The following is a 23457-nucleotide window of genomic DNA, read 5'->3' on the forward strand; positions in this document are numbered from 1 at the left end:
ACCATTTCGTGCGGGTTCTACAGACCACTTTGGCGCAGCACTGCCTGGGCGTTTGTACGTCGAGGTGAAAGACGCGCTGGGCCCTGGCGCTTTTTAAAGTGGTCTGGTTGCCTCTACAGTAATGGACTATCACGCAAGACCATGACGTGCTTAAGATCGGCGCCGACCCAACCCGGCCCTATATTTTTCTACTGCCAGCAGGCAGAGACTCAGCCGGTTTAGCAGAAAACTTTTTGCAAGAGCGTTGATGCTCATAGAACAGGTTTAGCCATGTCGATTGTTCATATCGGGCTGCTTCCTCAGGTAGCAACGGCGCACTTTGTCAGTCATTTGCACATCATGGTGTTGGCGGCTCTGTTTCCCGTGCTGCCGGATTTTTTTGGCGTGGGTTATGTGGAGCTGGGCCTGGCCCTGAGCATCTTCAATATAGTCACGGCACTGGTGCAGGCCCCCATGGGCTTTGTCGTCGATCATTACGGGGCCAGGCGTTTGCTGATCGCCGGGGTTGCCCTGGGCAGCATCAGTTTCTTGCTGATCGCACTGTTCCCGAGCTACGGCTGTTTACTGGTTGTCATGGTGTTGGCCGGGGTTGCCAACGCTGTCTATCACCCGGCCAACTATGCATTGCTCTCTCAAGAGATCAATCCTGCCCACATCGGCAAGGCGTTCTCTGTCCATACTTTTGCCGGGTTTCTGGGCGCCGCCATTGCACCAGTGTTTCTGCTGGGGATTGCTACCGCGAGCGACCCTGGGCTCGCATTCGTTGGCGCTGCGCTGGCGGGTTTTTTCGCGCTGGGGCTGTTGTTGATACCCGGTTCGGGGCTGGCACGGGTTGCCCAGGTGCGTTGCGCACTCGAGCCTGCACTCAATATCGCCAGCACCCGACGACTGTCACTGCTCTCGCCGATGATCCTGAGCCTGACCTTGCTGTTCGTGTTGTTGAACTTGAGCACCAGCGCGATTGAAAAATTCTCTGTCGCGGCCCTGATGCAAGGACAGGGTGCAACGTTGTCCTGGGCCAATTCGGCGCTGACGGCGTTCCTGTTTGCCAGCGCCTTTGGCGTACTGGCCGGCGGTGCGCTGGCTGATCGTACCCAGCGTCATGGGATGGTTGCCGCCACTGCTTTTGCACTGGCCGCCGCGATAACGGCCATCGTCGCCACGGCCAGCTTGAGCGAGCCGGCACTAATCATCGCTCTTGGCGCCGCAGGGTTCCTGACGGGGTTGATCGCACCGTCGCGCGATATGCTGGTGCGGGCGGCATCGCCCAAAGGGGCTGAAGGGAAAACCTTCGGCATTGTCTCCACCGGTTTCAACGTCGGTGGCGCAATCGGGCCCATCGGCTTCGGTTGGATGCTGGACCAAGAGCACCCCACGGCCATCTTCTGGGCCAGCGTGACATTCATGAGTCTGACCGTCGTGCTGACCCTGATGCAGGAGTGGTACCTGGCAAGATCCAGAAAATCAACGCCACTGCTTGTGGCCTTTAAATGACTTGGGACAAAACCTCTGCGGCATTTTTGCCGCAAACTTGAAGGGCAGGATACCTGCCGGCATCGTCTCACCCCGCACTGCCACCGTTACTTCCGGCATCCGCCCCGGAACGAAAGAAAATGAAAAAAACCATGCAGATCACCTGCTTCCTTACGGCGGGGGGGCTTGCGGTGGTGAGTGGGATTTAAGCAATGACTGCTGCGTTAACACCTTAAGAAATAGCCTGACCCATGGGAGCTAAAACATGGACCGTTTGAAGTGTGGAACCGATGACGTGGTTCAAAACATGCTGATAAAGTTATCCGGACTCTGGAAAACCCGCGCCGCCGTCAACAATGACCAACCGGACTACTGGAACCTTGTCTTCAACCCGGCCAAGCAGGACTTCAGTGTCTCCCTGCTGCCTTTCCGTAATCACCAGGCATGGCGCGAAGCCCCTGAAGAGCTGCAATCCAAGTGTCTCTCCTATGCCTGGGGGATCTATAACCTCAAGACCATCTACATCGAATGCGATGTGGTAGTGCCCGCGTGCGAGGACATCATCAAAACGCCGCCGCCGAGCCAGAACCGCGCAATGCTGCAGGACGTGATGTCCCAGGCGCTGCTGGACGAGGCGCTGCACACGCGCATGTCGATCATGGCCTGTAACTACATCTATGACATGCGCGCACTCACGCCATTGGACTTCAGCGACTTCAACCTAGTGACGTGGCGCGAAGGCCTTCTGGCCAACTGCAATGCCGAGTGGGAGCGCCGCCTGACGCGCTTCGGCGTCGCGTGCGCCAGTGAGACTTTGATCACTGACTACCTCAAGACCATGGCTGAAGACAACAGCATCCAGTCCATCTGCCATGAAGTCACGCGCACCCATGCCATGGATGAATGGAGCCATTCCAGTGTTTTCAGCTTCGTCGCTTCCGACATTGTTCATGGCCTGAGCCACAAAGAACGTGAGTACCTGCGCTCGGTCATTCTCCAGACCGTGCAGATGTTCGCCAACAATGAAATGGGTGCGTGGTCCACGGTGTTTTCCATGTTGGCGTTTCCCCATGCCAGAGACATCCTGCATGACGTGGGCGATAGCAACGAGATCAGCATCTACACCGGCTCGGTCGAAGCCCTGATCAACCGCATCGGACTGACCGGAAACGGCCTTGGCAGTGCTGAGAACGCCCTTGAAACGTTACGCGAAAAGGTCCACGCATGAACGGCATCACCCTTCAGGCGCGCTGCGAGCGCGTAACCACTGAAACGGCGGGCGTGAAGGTGTTCACCCTGCGTGCGCAAGGCGCCCATGCCGAGTTTCTCAACAGCCTGGAGCCGGGCAAACATGTGGCCCTGCACTACCCGGACACGGCGGGCACTGAGCACCAGCGGCTGTATTCGATCACCCGCAAGCAAGGTGCGGACCTGTTCGAAATCGCGGTCAAGCGCGAAGGCCGCGGCGGGGTGTCGGACCATCTGCATGCCACCTTGCAGGAGGGTTCGACAGTACCGATGCAATTTGTGGCCGGGGAAATTTCCCTGGCGTCGATCGTCGGCTGTCAGCAGGTCGGCATGCTCGCCGGCGGCATTGGTATCACCCTGCCGATTGCCTTGCTGCGCGAGTTGCTCGAGCGCTCACGTCGCGGGTTATCGGTGCCCAGGGTCGCGCTGCTGTTGTGTGTGCCGACCATTACCGAGATCCCCTTCCTGCACGAGTTGCTGGAACTGGAGCTGACCACGCCCTGGTTCACTTTGCGGGTGTTCGTCACCCGCGAGACGGTCAAGAGCAACGTGCACTTCACAGCGGGCCGCCCCGGCGCCAAAGACCTAAGCTTTCTGGGCATGCCAGAGGCCGTGGTGATTTGCGGCAGCCACCGCTTTGCCCAAGGCTTGCGTGAGCACACCCTGGCGATGTTTCCCGCCAGCAAGCTGCTGATCGAGTCATTCACGCCCCCGGCGGCACCTGTCGCGACAGAGCAGACAGACGCCCAGGCGTCAGCCTCAGTGCGATTGCACCTGGCGGATAGCGATCAGGCGATTGAAGTGCCAGCAGGCAAAAGCCTGCTCGACATGCTCGAATCCAGCGGTATTGCGGTGCGCAGCCTATGTCGGGCCGGTATCTGCGGCAACTGCCGGATCAAGGTGTCAGACGGTGAATACATCCTCGAGCCAGACTTCTGCCTCAGTGATCAGGACAAGGACGAAGGGTATGCGCTGGCGTGCTGCACATTCCCCCAGTCCGGGACGATCAAGGTAGATCTGAACCCGTCGATCTGAGTCATCACTCCTCTACTTCTTTCACAGGTGAGTTATTCCATGAAAACCGCAATTGCACTGCGCCACATTCACTTCGAGGACGTTGGCACCCTCGATGCCGTAATCGCCGAGCAAGGTTATGAGCTGCGTTACCTCGACCCCACACTCGACGCACTGGACAGCGCCCAAGTGCAGCAAGCTCATCTGCTGATCGTGCTCGGAGGCCCGATTGGTGCCTATGACGAACAGCTCTATCCATTTCTTCAAGACGAACTGGCGCTGGTGCGTCAGCGCTTGCAGTCCGGCAAACCCATGCTGGGTATCTGCCTGGGCGCGCAACTGATCGCTCGGGCTCTGGGTGCCAAGGTGTATCCGCTGGGCGTCAAGGAAATCGGTTTTTCGCCACTGACACTGACCCCGGCGGGGCAGGACTCGCTGCTAGCGAAACTGGAGGATACGCCCGTGCTGCACTGGCACGGCGACCAGTTCGATATTCCCGAAGGTGGCGTGCACTTGGCCAGTACCGCTGTCGGCGCCCATCAGGCGTTTGCGGTGGGCCGCAACGTCCTTGGCCTGCAATTTCACCTGGAAGCCGATGTGCGCAAGCTTGAACAATGGCTGGTCGGACATGCCAGCGAATTGGCGCAGGCCGGAATCGACCCTTGTGCACTGCGTGCCGCTGCTGCCGCCTGCGGCGATCGGCTGACCCGTGCGGCACGCGCGGTACTCAGCGATTGGCTGAACAACCTGGATGACCACGCATCGGCCTGAAGTGGTCTGTTTTGCTATTGGTAACTGGACTAGCTGATCACATTATTTTCACCGTATAAACAGACCTGTAAGCCACCTCAATCGACATGACCCCCCGAGGAAACAAGGAAGGTGGGGAGGAGCCCTGGCGGCATGTCATTAGACGTCGCACCACGGCCTCCTCATTATTCACTCAAACCAGGGCTTTCACGTTTTGGTGGATCAGGACGTACGTTTTTATACCTATTGATGCAAGGATGAGGAGTCAAAAATGATCGTAGTTTTGTTTGAGTTGCAGGCGCTGCCGGGTCAAGGCCAGACCTATGTTGACCTGGTAAACAAGCTGACGCCGATGCTCGAACCCATGGACGGCTTTATTTCCGTCGAGTGCTTTCAAAGCACGCTGAACCCCAAGAAAGTCATGTCGGTCACTACCTGGCGTGATGAGGAAGCCGTGGTGCAGTGGCGCAATGTGACCGCACACCTGTCGGCGCAGAAAGCGGGTCGCGACAAGATTTTCGATGACTACCGTGTACGTGTGACCTCGGTGATCCGTGACTACGGCCTGCGTGATCGTGAACAGGCCCCCCACAACGTCGTGATCGACGGCGAACCCGCCGAAACAACCGCCATGGTGTAGGGCCAGGTTCTACCAGGCAAAAGGGTTCTTTACAGAGTCCCGGGAAACACAGAAGTAAGAACGCCGGTTTGATGGATGATGTTAGTGCGAGCAAACACATCTAAAAAACCGGTGTTCTTATGCGCAACTTTAATACTCTCCTTCCTTTTTGGGAGCGCTTGCGCGACTCCCCCGTCTCCAAGTGGCCGAGGTGTTCCAATATCGGCCGACCTCAATCACGCCTTGAAACAACGCCAGCTCGCGCTTGAGCGTGTTGCCCTTGCGGATTTTCAGGCGCTTGTCACGGTAGCGAGCGAAGTCGGAAGAAGTGGGGATGGCGACGATGCGCGTAGCCAGCGGATGACGTTTGAGGGCTTCCAGGCGCTTGATTTCGGAATAGACGACTTTGTGCTTCGGAGCAAACTCGGAGATGTAGCGATCATTTGGATGGTTTTGTAGGCTGTAGGGCTACCGTCAAAGCAAACATTGCCTTTTCAGGTTTTTTGTAGCTATTGGCGGTGATCAATATTGGACGGTGAACTGTCTGCACTACAGCTTCTATCTAGCTGCCGAGACTGTGCGCAGCGCGTGAACTTCCTTCACCCACTCTTCCAATCACCAACAGTCGAATTTGTACCTGTATATCTTCTGGCCGGACGCTGGCAAGAAAGCGTTTAGAGATCGCAACCTGCGACGGCTCCACGTGCGAATCACGTTTTTTGTGGGCGTGCCGTAGACTGCGATCTTTTGATTTTTATTCGCTCGTGCCGCTTACGACGTTTTCCAGTCGATACCCATACCCGTAGATCGTCAGCAACTGCCAACCGCGATCCGCCGTCAGCCCCAGCTTGTTGCGCAGGCGGTAGATGTGCGTATCCAGTGGCCGTGAAGACACCATCTCTTCATGGGTCCAGAAACGCTCGTAGAGATATTCCCGCGACAGCGGCCGGCCCAGGTTGGCAAACAGGCAGCGGGCCAGACGGTATTCCCGCTCGGTCAGGCTGATGGGTTTTCCAGCGCGGGTCACCGTCAGTTCGGCGTCATCGAAGTTCAGATCGTTGAAACTCAGCACTTCGCTGGCAGCATTGCGCTGCAAGCCGTGTCGGCGCAGTACGGCACTGACACGGGCCTGGAGCTCATTGGGACGGAACGGCTTGCTGACGTAATCATCGGCGCCGGCGTTCAAGGCCTGGACGATGTCACTCTCCGCATCACGGCTGGTGAGCATGATGGCGGCGGGAGGTGCCTCCATATGTTCACGGGTCCAGCGCAAGAGCGATAGACCACTGAGATCAGGCAACTGCCAGTCGAGTATCAACAGGTCGAAAGTCTCGCGTCGAAGCTGGCGTAGCAGGTCTTCGCCACGCTCGAAGCTGTGCAAGGTCCACGCTTGCTCTCCGGCTCCGGGAATCTGTCGCAGTGTCTGTTCCACCCGGCGTAGCTCGGCGGGTTCGTCATCCAGTATTGCGACACGCATGCGGGGCGTTCCTTCATCTCGTAGAGTGCGATGGGTAAAAATCCTGTGTGCGGAGTTTAGGCTGATTGTCTGAATCTGAACAATTGTGGTGAATTGCTCCAGGTTCCTTGCGTCTGGGTAGGCTGATATCAATTGGCCGGCAATCGGCAGATATCAGCTCGAAGACTCGAGGACGCAGCGATGAGGAACAGTCGGAATGTTCGTACACTGATCGTGAAGGTGACCAGGGACAAGGCGCTGACACGCTGCCTGTCATTGGCATTTTTGGCTTATGTTGGAGTTGCTTCGCAAGCTGTGAGTTCAAGCAGCGAAGCATCGAATGAACATGTGACACAGCGCTATTTCAGTCCAGCGGTGGTGAATGTGGCGTTCAGTGACTCACGGGGCTTTGCACCGGTGAGCACTCCTGCGGACGGCGAGCAACCGTTGCCACTGCGGCTTCCTGAAGAGCAGCAGCGCTGGGTGTTCTAACGCGGACTCGGGCAATTCTGAACAAATGTGGAGAATTGCCTCATCGAACGTCGGGGTCGGTAAATTCTCAAGCGTTGAGTGGCACAGGAGCATTCGGAAGTGCTCCGACACAGGGAGTGTCATCGCCAACCTGGCGGGACCGCCGATCGCCGGTTCGCTTGCGGTCTGCAGTTCAGGGGAAAAAAAGGAGTGCCGTCTCACATTGTAAAACCGGATTGATACTGACTCGGTTCCGACACACGGATGTGTCACCTCCTCCCCTCTTCGATTTGTTTGCCTTTATGGATATCCGCGACTGCTTTTGTAATGGATGTGGGCGTTATGCATAGACGTGGGCTATCTGCTGCAGAGCCCTGTCGGGTAAGGTGCGTAAGGCTGATGAATCAGATGATCGGCCAGATTCTAATAAAAGCCTGAAAAGCGAATCCAATGAGCCAAATGACTTCTTTGCATTGTCGCCACCTGGGCACCTGCCTGTTACTGGTCATTGGCCTGGTCAGTCCATTGACCCAGAGCGCATCTGCAGCGCTCTTCGATTCAAAGCGCTTGCCGTATATCGATGACAACCAGCAATGCCGTGGACAACCCCTGCCCGCCACTGTCGAACACCTGACGGGCGAAGCCTGGAAGCTCGACCGCAAGGGCAATCAGGTGGCGCTCGAAGAAGGGATGACGGTTGACGAGCAGGAAGGCGTGAAGACCTCCCCTTCGGCGTTCGTCAGCCTGTCGCTGGGTGATGGATCACGTATCGTTCTGCCGTCCAGTTCGCAGGTCACGTTGCGATTAAACGAAGAACTCCTTGTCCCTCAGGTGATTCTTGAGCAAGGTCAGGTCGAGTCGTATGTGATCAAGCGCGCCAGCGACTATGATCGTTTTCAGATTGTGACGCCGGTCGGCGTGCTTGGGGTCCGAGGCACCCACTTTCGAGTGCGAAACAACGACAATGGGCAATCGCTGATCGAAGTGCTGAATGGCCAGGTGGCGGTCGATCGTGGTGAAAACCTTAATGCGCCAGCGAAAAAACGCACAGGCAAACCACTCGCGAAAAAAGCCGAAAAACCGGTAGATCAAGTGCAGGTCATGGCTCGCCAGGGGTTACGCATTCAAAAGGAAGGCAAGCTGACGCCGAGCGAGCTGTTGCCGGCACCGCAGTTGTTGGGGCAGACCGGTCAAACCGGCCCTGCACCGGTCTGGCAGTTGATCATGAAACCCTTGAACGGGGCCACGCGCTACCGGGCGCAAGTGGCGACCGACACAGACTTCCTGAACATCAAGCAGGAACAGTTTTCCAGCACGCCAGAGATCAACTTCAGTGGATTGAAGGCGTTTTTCTACCATGTTCGACTCTCTGCGTATGACGAGCAGGGGCTTGAGGGAGAGACCGGGGTATATGACATCTTCTATTACCCCAGGACCACGCGTGTCCAATAACGACTCGGCCCATTGTCGATGAAACCCTGGCCAAGGAAGGAGGGTCGCGAGCCGACCCAGGCCCAGCGGCTGTTTCATCGGATGGTCCGTGAATGGCTGTGGGTCAGCCTGATCCTGCTGCCATTGACGGCGCTGCTGTCCTTGAACCATGGGCTGACGCTGAGCAATCTGCTGTACGACAACCTGCGTCGGCTGAGTCCGCTTCCGGTTGACCCGCGAATCCTTATCGTCACCATCGACGATTACAGCTTGCAGCAACTCGGTCAGTGGCCCTGGTCGCGAACCTTGCACGCCGACCTGCTGGATCGGCTCAGCGCTGCAAAGGTCAAGGGTGTGCTGTTTGACGTGATCTTTAGCGAGCCAGACAAGCTTCCCGACAACGACCTGCGCCTGGCACACGCCGCATGCCAGGCTGGCAACGTGTTCGTGCCTTTGCTGCGCGAAGGGGTTGCCCGTTATGGGTTGCCGCTGGGTGAAATCGAACCCGTGGCGCCGTTGAGGCTCTGTGCCAAAGGTATCGGGCATATCAACGCCGAGGCGGACGCTGATGGCATCGTACGCAGCGTGTACCTGCGCGAAGGCCCTGAGCGTAATCCAAGGGCGCAACTGGCCTGGCTGCTTTATGAGACGACCACTGAAGGCTCGGATACCCTGCCCGGCTCGCCGTTGGCATTAACGGTTCAAGGCTGGCAACGAACCAACGGCATTCGAATTCCCTTTATCAGCGCAAATGCAGGTTTTCCCAGCGTTCCTTACGTGAGCGTGCTGCGGGGTGAAGTGCCACCCGAGCTGCTGCGTGATCGCCTGATCCTGATTGGCTCTACGGCGCCGGGGTTGGGCGACCGCTATGTAACACCGCAATCAGCGAGCATTGGCACCACGCCGGGCATCGAGATTCAAGCCAACATCCTCAACGGACTGCTGCAACAGCGCAGCATCGTGGTACTCGCCGATGGCTGGGCGGTCGGGTTGTCGACGGCCATCGTCGCGTTGCTGCTGGCCTTGCTGCTGTTCCGTCCACGGCGTGCCTTGTGGTTGACCCTGGGCTGCATGGTGATGGCATTAGTCGCCTCGGCGCTGTTGCTCCGAGCCGGTTGGTGGTGGTCGCCCAGCGCCAGTTTGCTGGGGATGCTGCTGGGGTATTTGATCTGGAACTGGCGACGCTTGAGCGCAGTGCTCGCTTACTTCGGCTGGGAACTGGCACGGCTTGATAGCGAACCGAAAGTGTTTCCAGAGCGCCGCCGCACGCCGTCACCGGCCGGCGATGTATTGCAGGGGCAGATCGTCGCGCTGGAACAGGCGATGAGCCGGACGCGCGATACCCGACGCTTCATCGCCGACGGTCTGGAATACCTGCCGGTGGCGACGCTGATCAGCGATCCGAACGGACGGATCCTGCTGGCCAACCGCAATGCGCGGGGGCTGTTTGCCAGCGATCTGGTCGGCGAAGACCTGCTGCGACGGCTCTCGGAGATTGGTTATCCGGGGCTACTCGAGCAGGGAGGTCCTGTGTTGTCGACGCTTGAGACCAACGAGTTTCGCGATACCCAAGGGCGAAGTTTGCGTATGGACCTGGCGCCATTGCTGCCGGCAGAAGGCGGAACGGCGATTGGCTGGTTGCTTAGCCTGACGGACCTGAGCGTCGAGCGCGATGCCGAGGAACAGCGCGCGGTGCTGCTGCGGTTTCTTTCCCATGACCTGCGCGCGCCCCATTCAGTGATTCTGGCCTTGCTCGACGTCCAGTATCACCAAGGCACGGGGGACGCGCAGTTGTTCAGCCAGATCGAGTTGCAGGTACGCAAGGCCTTGAGCCTGACTGAGTCCTTTGTGCAGTTGGCCAAAGCCGAGTCCGAGGCTTACCAGTTCGAACCGAGCATGTTCGCGATGCTGGTGCTTGACGCGTTTGATCAGGCGATGAGTATCGCGCAACTCAAGCAGATCGAGCTGTTGCATGATCTGGATGAAGAAGCGGAAGGCATGGTCCTGGCCGATCAGTCGTTGCTGACCCGGGCGCTGTTCAACCTGTTGGAAAACGCCATCAAATACAGCCCGGCAGGTTCGCAAGTCAGCGTGCGGGTCAGTTGTGCACAGGGCTGGTTGACCTGCGAGATCGCCGACCAGGGCAAAGGTATTGCAGCCGAAGAACTACCGGAACTGTTCAGTCAGTACCGGCGTTTTGCTTCGTCTCAAGGCAGTGAGGGGCTGGGCCTGGGGTTGTCGATGGTCAAAGCCGTGGTGGATCGCCACGGGGGACGGATTTTCTGTGAAAGCCAGGTTGGGCAAGGTACGACGTTCAGCGTTCAACTGCCGTTGCTGGAGGAGTGAAGCATTTCCCTCCGTAGCAGCTGTCGAGCCTGCGAGGCTGCGTCCGGCTGCGAAGCAGTCGTAAAATCAGGCAACGCGTTCTTTCAGGCAAACCGCATACACAGGATTTGCGAGGACTTCGCCCGAACGCGGTCCGCCTCTAACGCAGCCTCGCAGCCTCGGCAGCTGCTACGGATCGCGTGATAACCGGGGGTTGAAACAGGCATAAAAAAACCGGCGCAAATAGCCGGTTTTTTTTGCGTCGCGAAAACTTATGCACGTTTTCCTGCGTTTTATGAGCTTAAGAAATATCTATATAAATCATAAATTTAGCTAACAAATAAGACGCTTTTCAACAAAACGGTACACAGGTTATCCACAGAACGTCAGACAGTCTCTTTATCCGCCGCAGCAGGCAGTGGCGGTAGCGAACCCATGTCCCGCTGGGTCTGCTCGTTCCAGGCCGCAGCGCGGTCGTTGAGCTCGGCAATCGCCCTTGGGCCAGTGCCTTCGGCATACATCGGTGCACCGATGACAACGGTGATGGTGCCGGGTGTTTTCAGCCAACCGGTTTTCGGCCAGAACTTGCCGGCGTTATGCGCGATTGGCAGCACAGGCAACTGCGCATTGACCGCCAACGCCGTGCCTCCACGGGAGAACTTGCCGACGGTGCCGAACGGAACGCGGGTGCCTTCCGGGAAGATCAGCACCCAGACATTGTCCTTGAGCAGTTCATCGCCCTTCTTCGCCACATGCTTGAGCGCGGCTTTCGGGTTGTCGCGGTCAATGGCGATTGGTCGTAGCATGGCCATCGCCCAACCAAAGAACGGCACATACAGCAGTTCGCGCTTGAGCACCTGGCTCAATGGCTCGAAGTAGGCCGACAGAAAGAATGTTTCCCAGGTGCTCTGGTGGTTCGAGAGAATCACACACGGCTGGTCGGGGATGTTCTCGGCGCCTTTGACTTCGTAGTCAATGTCCAGGAACGCCTTGCTCAGCCACAGCGCGCAGCGGCACCAGTAGACGTTGATGAAACGGTAGCGCGCCTTGAACGGTAAAAAAGGCGCGATAAAAAAGCTCAGGCTGCACCAGAGCAACGAGCTGGTGCCCAGCAGCAGGTAAAAAAGAAAGGTTCTGATTGCCTGCAAGATCGACATAGCGGCATTTGCCTATTAAAAGTGCGCTCCCGAAAAATCCTTGATCAGGATGTCAGAATCGCCCTAGTTGTGGATAAGTTCTGCGGCAATCGCCGCCAGATCGTCAAAAATCAAAGTACCTACCGGTAGGGTCTTGCCCAAAGTCTTTTCGCCTTTCCCGGTTTTTACCAAAACTGGCTGACAGTCGACGGCTTTTGCCGCCTCCAGGTCACCGAGACTGTCGCCGACGAACCATAGGTCAGTCAGCGCCACGTCGTAATGTGCGGCAATGGTTTTAAGCATGCCGGGTTTTGGCTTACGGCAATCGCAGCCTTCGTCCGGCCCGTGCGGGCAATAGACGATGAGGCCGAGCTCGCCGCCCTGCTCTTCCACCAACGTGCGCAAGCGCTCGTGCATGGCGTCGAGGGTGGCGACATCGTAGTAGCCGCGAGCAATGCCGGACTGGTTGGTAGCGACAGCTACCGTCCAGCCGGCCTTGCTCAACTGCGCGATGGCTTCGATCGAGCCCGGGAGCGGAATCCACTCTTCCACCGACTTGATGTAAGCGTCGGAGTCGTAATTGATCACTCCGTCCCGATCGATAATCAGCAGTTTCAACAGCAGCTCCTCAGCCCAGCAACGAGATGTCGGCAACGCCGAGGAACAAACCGCGCAAACGTGCCAGCAACGCATAACGGTTGGCGCGGACCTTGGCGTCTTCCGCGTTGACCATCACGGCTTCGAAGAACGCATCGACCGGCTCGCGTAACGCGGCCAGACGTGCCAGCGATTCGCTGTACTGACGGGCTGCAGCCATTGGCTGCACCGCTTGATCCGCTTGCTGGATCGCCGAGTACAGGGAGAATTCGGCGGCGTTGTCGAAGTACTTGGCTTCGACGGTGCTCGGCACGCTGCCTTCGATTTTGCTCAGCAGGTTCGATACGCGCTTGTTCACCGCAGCCAGTGCAGCGGCTTCCGGCAATTTGCGGAACGCTTCTACGGCTTGTACACGTTGATCGAAGTCCAGCGCCGAACCCGGTTTCAGGGCACGAACCGACAGGTAAGTGGCCACATCCACGCCTTCGTCTTCGTAACGGGCACGCAGACGGTCGAAGACGAACTCCAGCACCGAATCAGCCAGGCCGGCAGCCTTGACCTTGCTGCCGAACGCATTGACAGCGAACGCCACGGCGTCGGTCAGGTCGAGGTCGAGCTTCTTGTCGATCAGGATCCGCAACACGCCCAGCGCAGCACGGCGCAGTGCATACGGGTCTTTGCTACCGGTTGGCAGCATGCCGACACCGAAGATCCCGACCAGGGTATCGAGCTTGTCGGCGATGGCCACGGCCGCACCGGTCAGGGTGGTCGGCAGTTCAGCGCCGGCACCGCGCGGCATGTACTGCTCGTTCAGCGCCAGTGCGACATCTTCCGGCTCGCCATCGTTGAGGGCGTAGTAGTAACCGGCGACACCTTGCATCTCCGGGAACTCACCGACCATCTCGGTTGCCAGGTCGCACTTCGACAGCAGGCCTGCACGCGCCGCCCACGAGGCGTTGCCGCCAATGCGTTGAGCGATGAATGCGGCCAGTTTGGACACGCGCTCGGCCTTGTCGTAGACGCTGCCGAGTTTTTCCTGGAAGACCACGTTTTGCAGGCGCAGGTTGAAGTCTTCGAGTTTCTGCTTCTTGTCTTGCTTGAAGAAGAATTCGGCGTCGGTCAGGCGTGGGCGAACCACTTTCTCGTTACCGTCGATGATCTGCTGCGGGTCTTTGCTCTCGATGTTGGCCACGGTAATGAAACGTGGCAGCAACTTGCCGTCGGCATCCAGCAGGCAGAAGTACTTCTGGTTGTCCTGCATGGTGGTGATCAGGGCTTCTTGCGGCACATCGAGGAAGCGCTCCTCGAACGAGCACACCAGCGGCACTGGCCATTCCACCAGCGCGGTCACTTCATCGAGCAGGTCTGGCGGAACGATCGCGGTCCCTTCCTGACGAGTGGCCAGTTCGGCGGTACGCGTGCTGATCAGCTCGCGGCGCTCATTGGCATCGGCCAGTACGTAGGCTGCGCGCAGGTCGTTCAGGTAGTTGGCTGGCGAGGTGATGCGCACGCTTTCCGGGTGATGGAAGCGGTGACCACGGGAATCGCGACCGGCCTTCTGGGCGAGGATGGTGCAGTCGATCACCTGATCACCAAGCAGCATCACCAGCCATTGGGTTGGGCGAACGAATTCTTCCTTGCGAGCACCCCAACGCATGCGCTTGGGGATAGGCAGGTCGTTCAGCGAGTCTTCGACGATGGTCGGCAACAGGCTGACGGTCGGCTTGCCGGCGATGCTTTGGCTGTAACGCAGCTTCGGCCCGCTTTGATCGATTTCGCTCAGCTCTACGCCGCACTTCTTGGCAAAGCCCAGGGCAGCCTGGGTCGGATTGCCTTCGGCGTCGAAGGCGGCCTGACGTGGCGGGCCGTCGAGGTTGATGCTGCGATCCGGTTGTTGAGTGGCCAGTTTGGTGATCAGCACGGCCAGACGACGCGGTGCGGCGTAGACCTGCTTGGCTTCAAAGCCCAGGCCAGCGGCCAGCAGGCCCTTCTCGATACCGGCGAGGAACGCATCGGCCAGGGTGTTCAGGGCTTTGGGTGGCAGCTCTTCGGTGCCCAGTTCAACCAGGAAATCTTGAGCACTCATTGTGCAGCCTCCAGCTTAGCCAACACTTCATCACGCAAATCCGGGGTCGCCATCGGGAAGCCCAGCTTGGCGCGAGCCAGCAGGTAGGCTTGCGCAACGGAACGCGCCAGGGTGCGAACACGCAGAATGTATTGCTGACGCGCAGTCACCGAGATCGCCCGGCGTGCATCCAGCAGGTTGAAGGTGTGCGAGGCCTTCAGGACCATTTCGTAGCTTGGCAGCGGCAGCGGTTGATCGAGTTCGATCAGGCGCTTGGCTTCGCTTTCGTAGAAATCGAACAGTTCGAACAGCTTCTCGACGTTGGCGTGTTCGAAGTTGTAGGTCGACTGCTCCACTTCGTTCTGGTGGAACACATCGCCGTAGGTCACTTTGCCGAACGGACCGTCAGCCCAGACCAGGTCGTAGACCGAGTCCACGCCTTGCAGGTACATGGCCAGACGCTCGAGGCCGTAGGTGATCTCGCCGGTCACCGGGTAGCACTCGATGCCGCCCGCCGCCTGGAAGTAGGTGAACTGCGTCACTTCCATGCCGTTGAGCCAGACTTCCCAGCCCAGGCCCCAGGCACCGAGGGTCGGCGATTCCCAGTTGTCTTCGACGAAACGGATGTCGTGCACCAATGGGTCCAGGCCCACGTGCTTGAGGGAGCCCAGGTACAGTTCCTGGAAGTTGTCCGGGTTCGGCTTCAGGACTACCTGGAACTGGTAGTAGTGCTGCAGACGGTTCGGGTTTTCGCCGTAGCGGCCGTCAGTCGGGCGACGACTGGGCTGCACATAAGCGGCGTTCCAGGTTTCCGGGCCGATGGCGCGCAGGAACGTGGCGGTATGGAAAGTGCCGGCGCCTACTTCCATATCGTAGGGCTGAAGTACCACACAACCTTGCTCGGCCCAGTATTGCTGGAGGGCGAGGATCAAGTCTTGGAAGGTACGCACGGCTGGCGTAGGCTGGCTCACGAAATTCACCTGTTTCTTGGGCTGCGATTTAAAGAGCGGGAGTATACCCGATTCATTCGTCCGCACGCCCCCTGGAGCCTTATGCCACGCTGCTTTTGGTGTTCCGAAGATCCGCTGTACATGGCTTATCACGATCAGGAGTGGGGCGTACCGCTACGCGATGCGCAGCGCTTGTTCGAGTTGCTTTTGCTCGAAGGGTTCCAGGCCGGCCTGTCTTGGATCACCGTGCTGAGGAAGCGCGAGCGCTACCGTGAGGTGTTATTCGGCTTCGATGTACAACGGGTGGCGCAGATGAGCGACGCCGAAATCGACGATTTGATGCTTGATCCGGGGATCATTCGCAACCGCCTGAAACTCAATGCCGCACGGCGCAATGCCCAGGCCTGGATGGCGCTGGAGGACCCGGTGGAGCTGCTTTGGTCGTTTGTCGGCGGCGTCCCGAAGATCAATCATTTCAAGGATCGCAGCGAAGTGCCGGCCGTGACACCGGCCGCCGTGGAGATGAGTAAAGGTCTGAAAAAAGCCGGTTTCACGTTTGTCGGCCCGACCATCTGCTATGCCTTGATGCAGGCCTCGGGCATGGTCATGGATCACACCACCGATTGTGATCGTTACGCCATCTTGCGCAGTGGGCGGTTAGAATAGCCGGCTCGCGACAAGGTTCATGACGTCGGTTCAGAAGATCAGGAGTGACCTGTGGATAAGTTTAAAGGCGCCTTGCTGGTAGGCGCTCTGCGTTTGTTTGCCCTGCTCCCGTGGCGGGCGGTGCAAACGGTAGGTGCGGCGATTGGCTGGGTCATGTGGAAAACCCCCAACCGTTCCCGCGACGTGGTGCGCATCAACCTCGCCAAGTGTTTTCCGGACATGGACGCCGCCGAGCGCGAGCGTCTGGTGGGACAGAGCCTGATGGACATCGGCAAATCATTGACCGAAAGCGCCTGCGCCTGGATCTGGCCGGCACAGCGCTCCATCGATCTGGTGCGTGAAGTCGAAGGCCTCGATGTGCTCAAGGACGCGCTGGCTTCCGGCAAAGGCGTGGTCGGCATCACCAGTCATCTGGGCAATTGGGAGGTGTTGAACCACTTCTATTGCAGCCAGTGCAAACCGATCATTTTCTACCGTCCGCCCAAGCTCAAGGCGGTGGATGAATTGCTGCGCAAGCAACGGGTGCAGTTGGGCAACCGCGTGGCAGCTTCTACCAAGGAAGGCATCCTCAGTGTCATCAAGGAAGTGCGCAAAGGTGGTGCAGTGGGGATTCCGGCTGACCCGGAACCGGCCGAATCCGCCGGGATCTTCGTGCCCTTCTTCGCCACCAAGGCTTTGACCAGCAAGTTCGTGCCGAACATGCTCGCGGGCGGCAAAGCGGTCGGCGTCTTCCTGCACGCCCTGCGCCTGCCGGACGGTTCAGGCTACAAAGTGATCCTGGAAGCCGCGCCCGAGGCTATGTACAGCACCGATACCGAGACGTCCTGCGCAGCCATGAGCCAGATCGTCGAGAAATATGTGCGGGCTTACCCGAGCCAATACATGTGGAGCATGAAGCGCTTCAAGAAACGCCCGCCGGGCGAAGCACGCTGGTATTGATCCAGCTGGCATGATCTGTGGATAACCTTGGGCTGGGGTTATCCACAATCGTTCAATCAAGGGCGCAGAAGATGTCCGAGCACCGTAAGTCATTTCGAATCAAGATCCAGCATGAGAGCTTCGGCGAGTGCCTGGGCCAGACTCGCAACCTTTCCGCCAGCGGCGTCTACGTGAAGCATCCGACGCTCGCGGCGTTGGCCAAAGGCGCGGTCGTCTATGGTCAGGTGCAGGGGTTGCCGTGCGGTGCGCCGCGAGTGCGCATGGAAGTGGTGCAGGTCGACGCGGAAGGCATCGGCCTGCGTTACCTTTGAGTTGAGCGTTTTTTGATCAGCTGTCCAACCGGTCTAGCTTCTTCAGAAACACCGTCATTTCCTTTTCTGCCTGCTTGTCGCCATGCGCGCGAGCTGCTTCCAGACCCTGCTCCCAGGCCTGACGGGCGGCTGCATGGTTTGCCTGTGCCAAATAAGCCTTGCCCAACAGCTTCCAGGCTGCCGAGTACTTCGGATCGAATGCCACGCAGCGGCTGAAATGCTCGGCGGCCTTGGCATGTTCGCCCAGATCCAGATAACCCTTGCCCAGACCGAAGCGCAGCAGCGAGTTATCCACACCCTTGGCGAGCATTTTTTCGAGGGATTCGATCATCTATGGGCTCCTTGAATGGGTGTCGAATGGCTTTCGTGGCGAGGGAGCTTGCTCCCGCTCGAGCGCGAAGCGGTCGCAACTCAGCTGACTCGATGTGCCTGAAAGAACATAGTTGCAGATTTTTCGACTGCTGCGCAGCCGAGCGGGAGCAAGCTCCCTCGCCACAATTGCGCACAGATCAGAAAAAGCTCAACCCCACGTGGAACAACTTCTCCACATCACGAATATGCTTTTTATCCACAAGGAACAGAATCACATGGTCGCCGGCTTCGATCACGGTGTCGTCGTGGGCGATCAACACTTCTTCATCGCGAATGATTGCACCAATAGTAGTCCCCGGCGGCAGGACGATGTTTTCGATGGCCTTGCCGATCACCTTGCTCGACTTCGCGTCACCATGGGCAATCGCCTCGATGGCTTCTGCCGCACCGCGACGCAGCGAGTGCACGCTGACGATATCGCCCCGGCGCACGTGGGCCAGCAAAGTACCGATAGTCGCCAGTTGCGGGCTGATGGCGATATCGATATCACCGCCCTGGATCAGGTCGACATAGGCCGGGTTATTGATGATGGTCATCACCTTCTTCGCGCCCAGGCGTTTGGCCAACAGCGACGACATGATGTTGGCTTCGTCGTCGTTGGTCAGCGCCAGGAACAGATCGGCGTCGGCGATATTCTCTTCCAGCAGTAGATCGCGGTCCGAGGCGCTGCCCTGCAACACCACGGTGCTGTCGAGGGTGTCCGAGAGGTAGCGGCAGCGCGCCGGGTTCATCTCGATGATCTTCACCTGATAGCGGCTTTCAATCGCCTCGGCCAGCCGCTCGCCGATCTGCCCGCCACCGGCGATGACGATGCGTTTGTAGCTCTCGTCGAGCCGGCGCATTTCGCTCATCACGGCGCGAATGTTCGCTTTGGCCGCGATAAAAAACACTTCGTCGTCGGCTTCGATCACCGTATCGCCTTGCGGCAGGATCGGTCGATCACGACGGAAAATCGCTGCCACGCGGGTATCGACGTTCGGCATGTGTTCGCGCAACTGGCGCAGTTGCTGCCCCACCAACGGTCCACCGTAGTAGGCCTTGACCGCCACCAGTTGGGCCTTGCCCTCGGCAAAATCTATCACCTGCAATGCACCGGGGTGCTCGATCAGGCGCTTGATGTAATGGGTCACTACTTGTTCGGGGCTGATCAGCACGTCGACCGGGATCGCGTCGTTGTCGAACAGGCCGGCGCGGGTCAGGTACGCGGCTTCGCGCACCCGGGCGATCTTGGTCGGCGTATGGAACAGGGTGTGCGCGACCTGGCAGGCGACCATGTTGGTCTCGTCGCTGTTGGTCACCGCCACCAGCATGTCGGCGTCGTCGGCACCGGCCTGGCGCAGCACCGTCGGGAACGAGCCGCGACCTTGCACGGTGCGGATGTCGAGGCGGTCACCGAGGTCTCGCAGGCGTTCGCCGTCGGTGTCGACCACGGTGATGTCGTTCGCTTCGCTGGCCAAGTGTTCCGCCAGCGTACCGCCGACCTGCCCGGCGCCGAGGATGATGATCTTCATCCGGTCACTCCCTTGAAATCCGCTTAACCGCGTGCGGCGGCAATCTTGATCAGCTTGGCGTAGTAGAACCCGTCGTGACCGCCTTCTTGTGCCAACAACTGGCGGCCATGCGGTTGCTTGATACCGGCCTGGCTGGCGATATCCAGCTCGCGAGCACCCGGAGTTCGGGCGAGGAAGGCTTCGATGACTTCGGTGTTTTCGGTCGGCAAGGTCGAGCAGGTGGCGTAGAGCAGGATGCCGCCGACGTCGAGGGTCGGCCACATCGCGTCGAGCAGTTCACCCTGAAGCACCGCGAGCGCAGCGATGTCATCCGGTTGGCGGGTCAGTTTGATGTCCGGGTGGCGGCGAATCACGCCGGTCGCCGAGCAGGGCGCGTCGAGCAGGATGCGCTGGAACGGCTTGCCGTCCCACCACGCTTGAGTGTCGCGGCCGTCGGCGGCGATCAATTCGGCGCTGAGGCCCAGCCGCTCAAGGTTTTCCCGCACACGCACCAGACGCTTGGCTTCCAGGTCCACGGCCACTACGCCGGCCAGTTTCGGCTCGACTTCAAGGATGTGGCAGGTCTTGCCGCCCGGTGCGCAGCAGGCGTCGAGCACCCGTTGGCCCGGCGCCAGGTCCAGCAGATCCGCCGCCAGTTGCGCGGCTTCGTCTTGCACGCTGATCCAGCCATCGGCGAAACCCGGCAGTTGGCGCACATCGCCTGGCGTGTCGAGCACGATGCCGTCCCGACTGAACACGCACGGCTTGGCCGCGACACCGGCATCACTGAGCAAGGCGAGGTAGGCATCGCGAGTGTGATGACGACGGTTGACCCGCAAAATCATGGGTGGATGCGCGTTGTTCGCGGCGCAAATGGCTTCCCACTGTTCTGGCCAGAACGCCTTGAGGGATTTTTGCAGCCAGCGCGGGTGGGCGGTGCGCACCACCGGATCGTGCTCAAGCTCGGCCAGCAGTGCTTCGCTTTCACGTTGGGCACGGCGCAGCACGGCGTTGAGCAGGGCTTTGGCCCACGGTTTTTTCAGCTTGTCGGCGCAGCCCACGGTTTCACCGATGGCGGCGTGGGCCGGGACACGGGTGTACAGCAACTGGTAAAGGCCGACCAGCAACAGCGCTTCGACGTCAGCGTCGGCAGCTTTGAAAGGTTTTTGCAGCAGCTTGGCCGCCAGCGCCGACAAGCGCGGCTGCCAGCGTGCGGTACCGAAGGCCAGGTCCTGGGTGAAGCCGCGATCGCGGTCTTCAACCTTGTCCAATTGCGTCGGCAATGAACTGTTCAGCGAAGCCTTGCCGTTAAGGACGGCGGCCAGGGCCTTGGCGGCGGCCAGACGCGGGTTCATTGGGCGTCCACCGCAAGGCCTAAGACGGTGCCCACAGCAAATTTCTCACGACGGCTGTTGAACAAGTCGCTGAAGTTCAGCGCCTTGCCACCAGGCAATTGCAGGCGCGTCAGGCACAGCGCCTGTTCACCGCAGGCGACGATCAAGCCGTCTTTGCTGGCGCCGAGGATCTCGCCCGGTGCGCCCTTGCCTTCGGCGAGGCTGGCAGCGAGTACTTTCAAGGCTTCGCCATTGAGCGTGCTGTGGCAGATCGGCCACGGATTGAACGCGCGAACCAGACGCTCCAGCTCAACCGCTGGGCGGTTCCAGTCGATGCGCGCTTCGTCTTTGTTCAGTTTGTGCGCATAAGTAGCCAGGCTGTCGTCCTGGATTTCGCCTTCCAGCGTACCAGCGGCCAGCCCGGCAATTGCCTGAACCACTGCTGGCGGGCCCATTTCGGCGAGACGGTCATGCAGGCTGCCACCGGTGTCATCAGCGCTGATCGGCGTGGTGACCTTGAGCAGCATCGGCCCGGTGTCGAGGCCGGCTTCCATGCGCATCACGGTCACGCCGCTTTCAGCGTCGCCCGCTTCGACGGCGCGCTGGATCGGCGCCGCACCGCGCCAGCGTGGCAGCAACGAGGCGTGGCTGTTGATGCAACCCAGACGCGGAATATCCAGCACCACTTGCGGCAGGATCAGGCCGTAGGCAACGACGACCATCAAGTCCGGCTTGAGTGCGGCCAGTTCGGCCTGGGCCTCGGCGTTGCGCAGGGTTGGTGGCTGCAGCACCTGGATGTTGTGCTCCAGAGCCAACTGCTTGACCGGGCTCGGCATCAGCTTTTGCCCACGACCCGCCGGGCGATCCGGTTGGGTGTAGACCGCAACGATCTCATAAGGGCTGTCGAGCAGGGCCTTGAGGTGTTCGGCGGCAAATTCGGGGGTGCCGGCAAAGACGATGCGCAGTGGCTCAGTCATGGGAATTCTCGGTTGGAAACACGCGGAAAAGAAAAAGGCTTGCCGCAGCAAGCCTTTGGAAGGGCATCAAGCGTTCTGGCGATGGAGCTTTTCCAGCTTCTTCTTGATCCGGTCGCGTTTGAGCGTGGACAGGTAATCGACGAACAATTTGCCGTTGAGGTGGTCGCATTCATGCTGAATGCACACCGCCAGCAGTTCTTCGGCGATCAGTTCAAAAGGCTGGCCGTCACGGTCCAGGGCGTTGATCTTCACGCGTTGCGGACGGTCGACGTTTTCGTAGAAGCCCGGTACCGAAAGGCAGCCTTCCTGATACTGACCCATTTCGTCGGTCAGGACTTCGAACTCGGGGTTGATGAACACCCGAGGTTCGCTGCGGTCTTCGGAAAGGTCCATGACCACGATGCGTTTGTGCACGTTGACCTGGGTCGCCGCGAGGCCGATGCCGGGTGCTTCATACATTGTTTCAAACATGTCATCGACCAACTGCCGCACTTCGTCGTCCACTACGGCCACCGGTTTGGCGATAGTACGCAGGCGCGGGTCGGGAAATTCGAGGATGTTCAAAATAGCCATAAGCGTAATTGCTGCACGTGTGAAGTAAAGTCTGGGCCGATGGCCTGGCGGGTCCGAAGATGCAGGCTACCGTTGTAAAACGTAGCTCCCTTCTTTTCATTAGAAAGGGGGAGCGGGCCACGAGGGCTCTGGCGTTCTACTCGAATGCACATAATAAAGGGATTCACCGCATGAGGAAATCACTACTCGCCTTGCTGCTTCTGGCCTCGGCCGGTTTCGCACACGGACAAGTGCAACTCAAGGAAGGTTTTCCACAGCATTACACCGTGGTGGCGGGCGACACACTTTGGGACATCTCCGGGAAATACCTCCGCGAACCCTGGAAATGGCCCGAGCTCTGGCAGGCTAACCCGCAGATCGAAAACCCCAACCTGATCTATCCCGGCGACTCGCTGTCGCTGGTCTACATCAACGGGCAACCGCGCCTGACCCTCAATCGCGGGGCTTCACGCGGCACTATCAAGCTTTCGCCACAAGTGCGCAGTACGCCGATGGCCGACGCCATTCCGAGTATTCCACTGCGCTCGATCAACAGTTTCCTGTTGAGCAACCGCATCATCGACAACGTCGAAGACTTCAACAAGGCGCCGTACATCGTTGCCGGCGACGCCGAACGGGTACTCAGCGGTATGGGCGATCGCATCTACGCACGCGGCAAGTTCGACCCGGAGCATTCGGTGTACGGCATTTTCCGTCAGGGCAAGGTCTACAGCGACCCGCAAAGCAAAGAGTTTCTGGGGATCAACGCCGACGATATCGGCGGCGGCGAGATCATCGCCACTGAAGGCGATGTCGCCACCCTCGCCTTGCAACGCACCACTCAAGAGGTTCGACTCGGCGACCGCTTGTTCAGCGGCGAAGAACGGGCGATCAACTCAACCTTCATGCCCAGCGCACCGAAAACCGATATTCACGGCTTGATCATCGACGTGCCACGTGGTGTTACGCAGATCGGTGCGCTCGATGTGGTCACTTTGAACAAGGGCCAGCGCGACGGCTTGGCCGAAGGCAACGTGCTGGTGGTGATGAAAACCGGTGAAACCGTACGTGACCGGGTCACCGGCGAACAGGTGAAAATACCGGATGAACGCGCCGGTTTGCTGATGATCTTCCGCACCTACGAAAAGCTCAGCTATGGCTTGGTGCTCAACGCTTCGCGCTCCCTCGCGGTGATGGACAAGGTGCGTAATCCGTAAAAGACTCAACAAGTTACCAACAGACTTATCCACAACTTGTTGCTGATTCAACACGACCAATAAC

The 23457-nt window shown here is 59.1% G+C and carries 22 protein-coding genes; 12 read left to right on the plus strand and 10 right to left on the minus strand.

Translation table 11 applies throughout. The annotated features are described in order from the left end of the window. The first annotated feature begins 276 nt into the window (after positions 1 to 276). The 5 genes from AO353_RS10535 (at position 277) to AO353_RS10555 (ending at position 5125) form a co-directional block, all read left to right on the plus strand. Entirely contained in the window at positions 277 to 1494 is a 1218-nt protein-coding gene (locus AO353_RS10535; protein ID WP_054598208.1) for an MFS transporter, read from the plus strand. A gap of 244 nt (positions 1495 to 1738) precedes the next feature. Continuing rightward, a complete protein-coding gene (locus tag AO353_RS10540) occupies positions 1739 to 2701 on the plus strand; it encodes an AurF N-oxygenase family protein (RefSeq protein ID WP_054594875.1) in 963 nt (320 codons plus the stop codon). After that, complete coding sequence (locus AO353_RS10545; protein WP_054594876.1) at positions 2698 to 3756, plus strand: 2Fe-2S iron-sulfur cluster-binding protein; 1059 nt, start codon at positions 2698 to 2700, stop codon at positions 3754 to 3756. Before AO353_RS10540 ends, AO353_RS10545 begins: the two co-directional genes overlap by 4 nt. Before the next feature lie 39 nt (positions 3757 to 3795). Continuing rightward, complete coding sequence (locus tag AO353_RS10550; RefSeq protein ID WP_054594877.1) at positions 3796 to 4506, plus strand: glutamine amidotransferase; 711 nt, start codon at positions 3796 to 3798, stop codon at positions 4504 to 4506. Between the two features lie 250 nt (positions 4507 to 4756). After that, complete coding sequence (locus AO353_RS10555; protein WP_054594878.1) at positions 4757 to 5125, plus strand: antibiotic biosynthesis monooxygenase family protein; 369 nt, start codon at positions 4757 to 4759, stop codon at positions 5123 to 5125. A gap of 733 nt (positions 5126 to 5858) precedes the next feature. Here AO353_RS10555 and AO353_RS10565 read toward each other — a convergent pair. Further along, entirely contained in the window at positions 5859 to 6581 is a 723-nt protein-coding gene (locus tag AO353_RS10565) for a response regulator transcription factor (protein WP_054594880.1), read from the minus strand. 327 nt (positions 6582 to 6908) lie between these two features. On the opposite strand from AO353_RS10565, the gene AO353_RS31190 reads away from it, so the two are divergent. The 3 genes from AO353_RS31190 to AO353_RS10580 all read left to right on the plus strand — a co-directional run bounded on the left by AO353_RS31190 (position 6909) and on the right by AO353_RS10580 (position 10808). Beyond that, entirely contained in the window at positions 6909 to 7052 is a 144-nt protein-coding gene (locus AO353_RS31190) for a hypothetical protein (RefSeq protein ID WP_158246515.1), read from the plus strand. A 429-nt stretch (positions 7053 to 7481) separates the two neighbouring features. After that, positions 7482 to 8483 (plus strand): FecR family protein, encoded by a 1002-nt coding sequence (locus AO353_RS10575; protein ID WP_371917609.1) that lies wholly within the window; start codon positions 7482 to 7484, stop codon positions 8481 to 8483. An 18-nt stretch (positions 8484 to 8501) separates the two neighbouring features. Then, on the plus strand, positions 8502 to 10808 hold the full coding sequence (locus AO353_RS10580) for a CHASE2 domain-containing protein (RefSeq protein ID WP_054594883.1): 2307 nt from the start codon (positions 8502 to 8504) through the stop codon (positions 10806 to 10808). Positions 10809 to 11173: 365 nt separating this feature from the next. Here the strand turns inward: AO353_RS10580 and AO353_RS10585 are convergent, their stop codons facing one another. The 4 genes from AO353_RS10585 to glyQ all read right to left on the minus strand — a co-directional run bounded on the left by AO353_RS10585 (position 11174) and on the right by glyQ (position 15556). Next, positions 11174 to 11944, minus strand: a complete 771-nt coding sequence (locus AO353_RS10585) for a lysophospholipid acyltransferase family protein (RefSeq protein WP_054594884.1) — start codon at positions 11942 to 11944, stop codon at positions 11174 to 11176. A gap of 63 nt (positions 11945 to 12007) precedes the next feature. Beyond that, positions 12008 to 12547 carry a D-glycero-beta-D-manno-heptose 1,7-bisphosphate 7-phosphatase gene (gene gmhB / locus AO353_RS10590; protein ID WP_173859956.1) on the minus strand — a complete coding sequence of 180 codons (540 nt, stop codon included), beginning with the start codon at positions 12545 to 12547 and terminating at the stop codon, positions 12008 to 12010. Between the two features lie 4 nt (positions 12548 to 12551). After that, the gene (gene glyS, locus AO353_RS10595; protein ID WP_054594886.1) at positions 12552 to 14606 is read right to left on the minus strand and encodes a glycine--tRNA ligase subunit beta; all 2055 of its coding nucleotides are present in this window, start codon (positions 14604 to 14606) and stop codon (positions 12552 to 12554) included. Then, positions 14603 to 15556, minus strand: coding sequence for a glycine--tRNA ligase subunit alpha (glyQ, locus tag AO353_RS10600; RefSeq protein WP_031319418.1), 954 nt, complete (start codon positions 15554 to 15556; stop codon positions 14603 to 14605). Before glyQ ends, glyS begins: the two co-directional genes overlap by 4 nt. An 81-nt stretch (positions 15557 to 15637) precedes the next feature. On the opposite strand from glyQ, the gene tag reads away from it, so the two are divergent. From tag to AO353_RS10615, 3 genes are all read left to right on the plus strand, one after another. Continuing rightward, positions 15638 to 16201: a DNA-3-methyladenine glycosylase I gene (gene tag, locus AO353_RS10605; protein WP_019694421.1), complete on the plus strand. Its 564-nt coding sequence runs from the start codon at positions 15638 to 15640 to the stop codon at positions 16199 to 16201. A 51-nt stretch (positions 16202 to 16252) separates the two neighbouring features. Beyond that, a complete protein-coding gene (locus tag AO353_RS10610) occupies positions 16253 to 17140 on the plus strand; it encodes a lysophospholipid acyltransferase (protein ID WP_054594887.1) in 888 nt (295 codons plus the stop codon). Positions 17141 to 17211: 71 nt separating this feature from the next. Further along, positions 17212 to 17451 (plus strand): PilZ domain-containing protein, encoded by a 240-nt coding sequence (locus AO353_RS10615; RefSeq protein WP_054594888.1) that lies wholly within the window; start codon positions 17212 to 17214, stop codon positions 17449 to 17451. A 16-nt stretch (positions 17452 to 17467) separates the two neighbouring features. On the opposite strand, the gene AO353_RS10620 is transcribed toward AO353_RS10615, so the two are convergent. From AO353_RS10620 to def, 5 genes are all read right to left on the minus strand, one after another. After that, positions 17468 to 17782 carry a tetratricopeptide repeat protein gene (locus AO353_RS10620; RefSeq protein WP_054594889.1) on the minus strand — a complete coding sequence of 105 codons (315 nt, stop codon included), beginning with the start codon at positions 17780 to 17782 and terminating at the stop codon, positions 17468 to 17470. 178 nt (positions 17783 to 17960) lie between these two features. Beyond that, a complete protein-coding gene (trkA, locus tag AO353_RS10625) occupies positions 17961 to 19334 on the minus strand; it encodes a Trk system potassium transporter TrkA (protein ID WP_054594890.1) in 1374 nt (457 codons plus the stop codon). 23 nt (positions 19335 to 19357) lie between these two features. After that, entirely contained in the window at positions 19358 to 20668 is a 1311-nt protein-coding gene (gene rsmB / locus AO353_RS10630) for a 16S rRNA (cytosine(967)-C(5))-methyltransferase RsmB (RefSeq protein WP_054594891.1), read from the minus strand. Continuing rightward, entirely contained in the window at positions 20665 to 21624 is a 960-nt protein-coding gene (gene fmt / locus AO353_RS10635) for a methionyl-tRNA formyltransferase (protein ID WP_054594892.1), read from the minus strand. The genes rsmB and fmt overlap by 4 nt, the downstream gene beginning before the upstream one ends. Positions 21625 to 21690: 66 nt before the next feature. Continuing rightward, positions 21691 to 22197: a peptide deformylase gene (def, locus tag AO353_RS10640; protein WP_054594893.1), complete on the minus strand. Its 507-nt coding sequence runs from the start codon at positions 22195 to 22197 to the stop codon at positions 21691 to 21693. 170 nt (positions 22198 to 22367) lie between these two features. Between def and AO353_RS10645 the strand changes: the two genes are divergently transcribed. Beyond that, the gene (locus tag AO353_RS10645) at positions 22368 to 23393 is read left to right on the plus strand and encodes a LysM peptidoglycan-binding domain-containing protein (protein WP_054594894.1); all 1026 of its coding nucleotides are present in this window, start codon (positions 22368 to 22370) and stop codon (positions 23391 to 23393) included. Positions 23394 to 23457: the final 64 nt, after the last annotated feature.

It is taken from the genome of Pseudomonas fluorescens, assembly GCF_001307155.1.
Classification (GTDB): domain Bacteria; phylum Pseudomonadota; class Gammaproteobacteria; order Pseudomonadales; family Pseudomonadaceae; genus Aquipseudomonas; species Aquipseudomonas helvetica.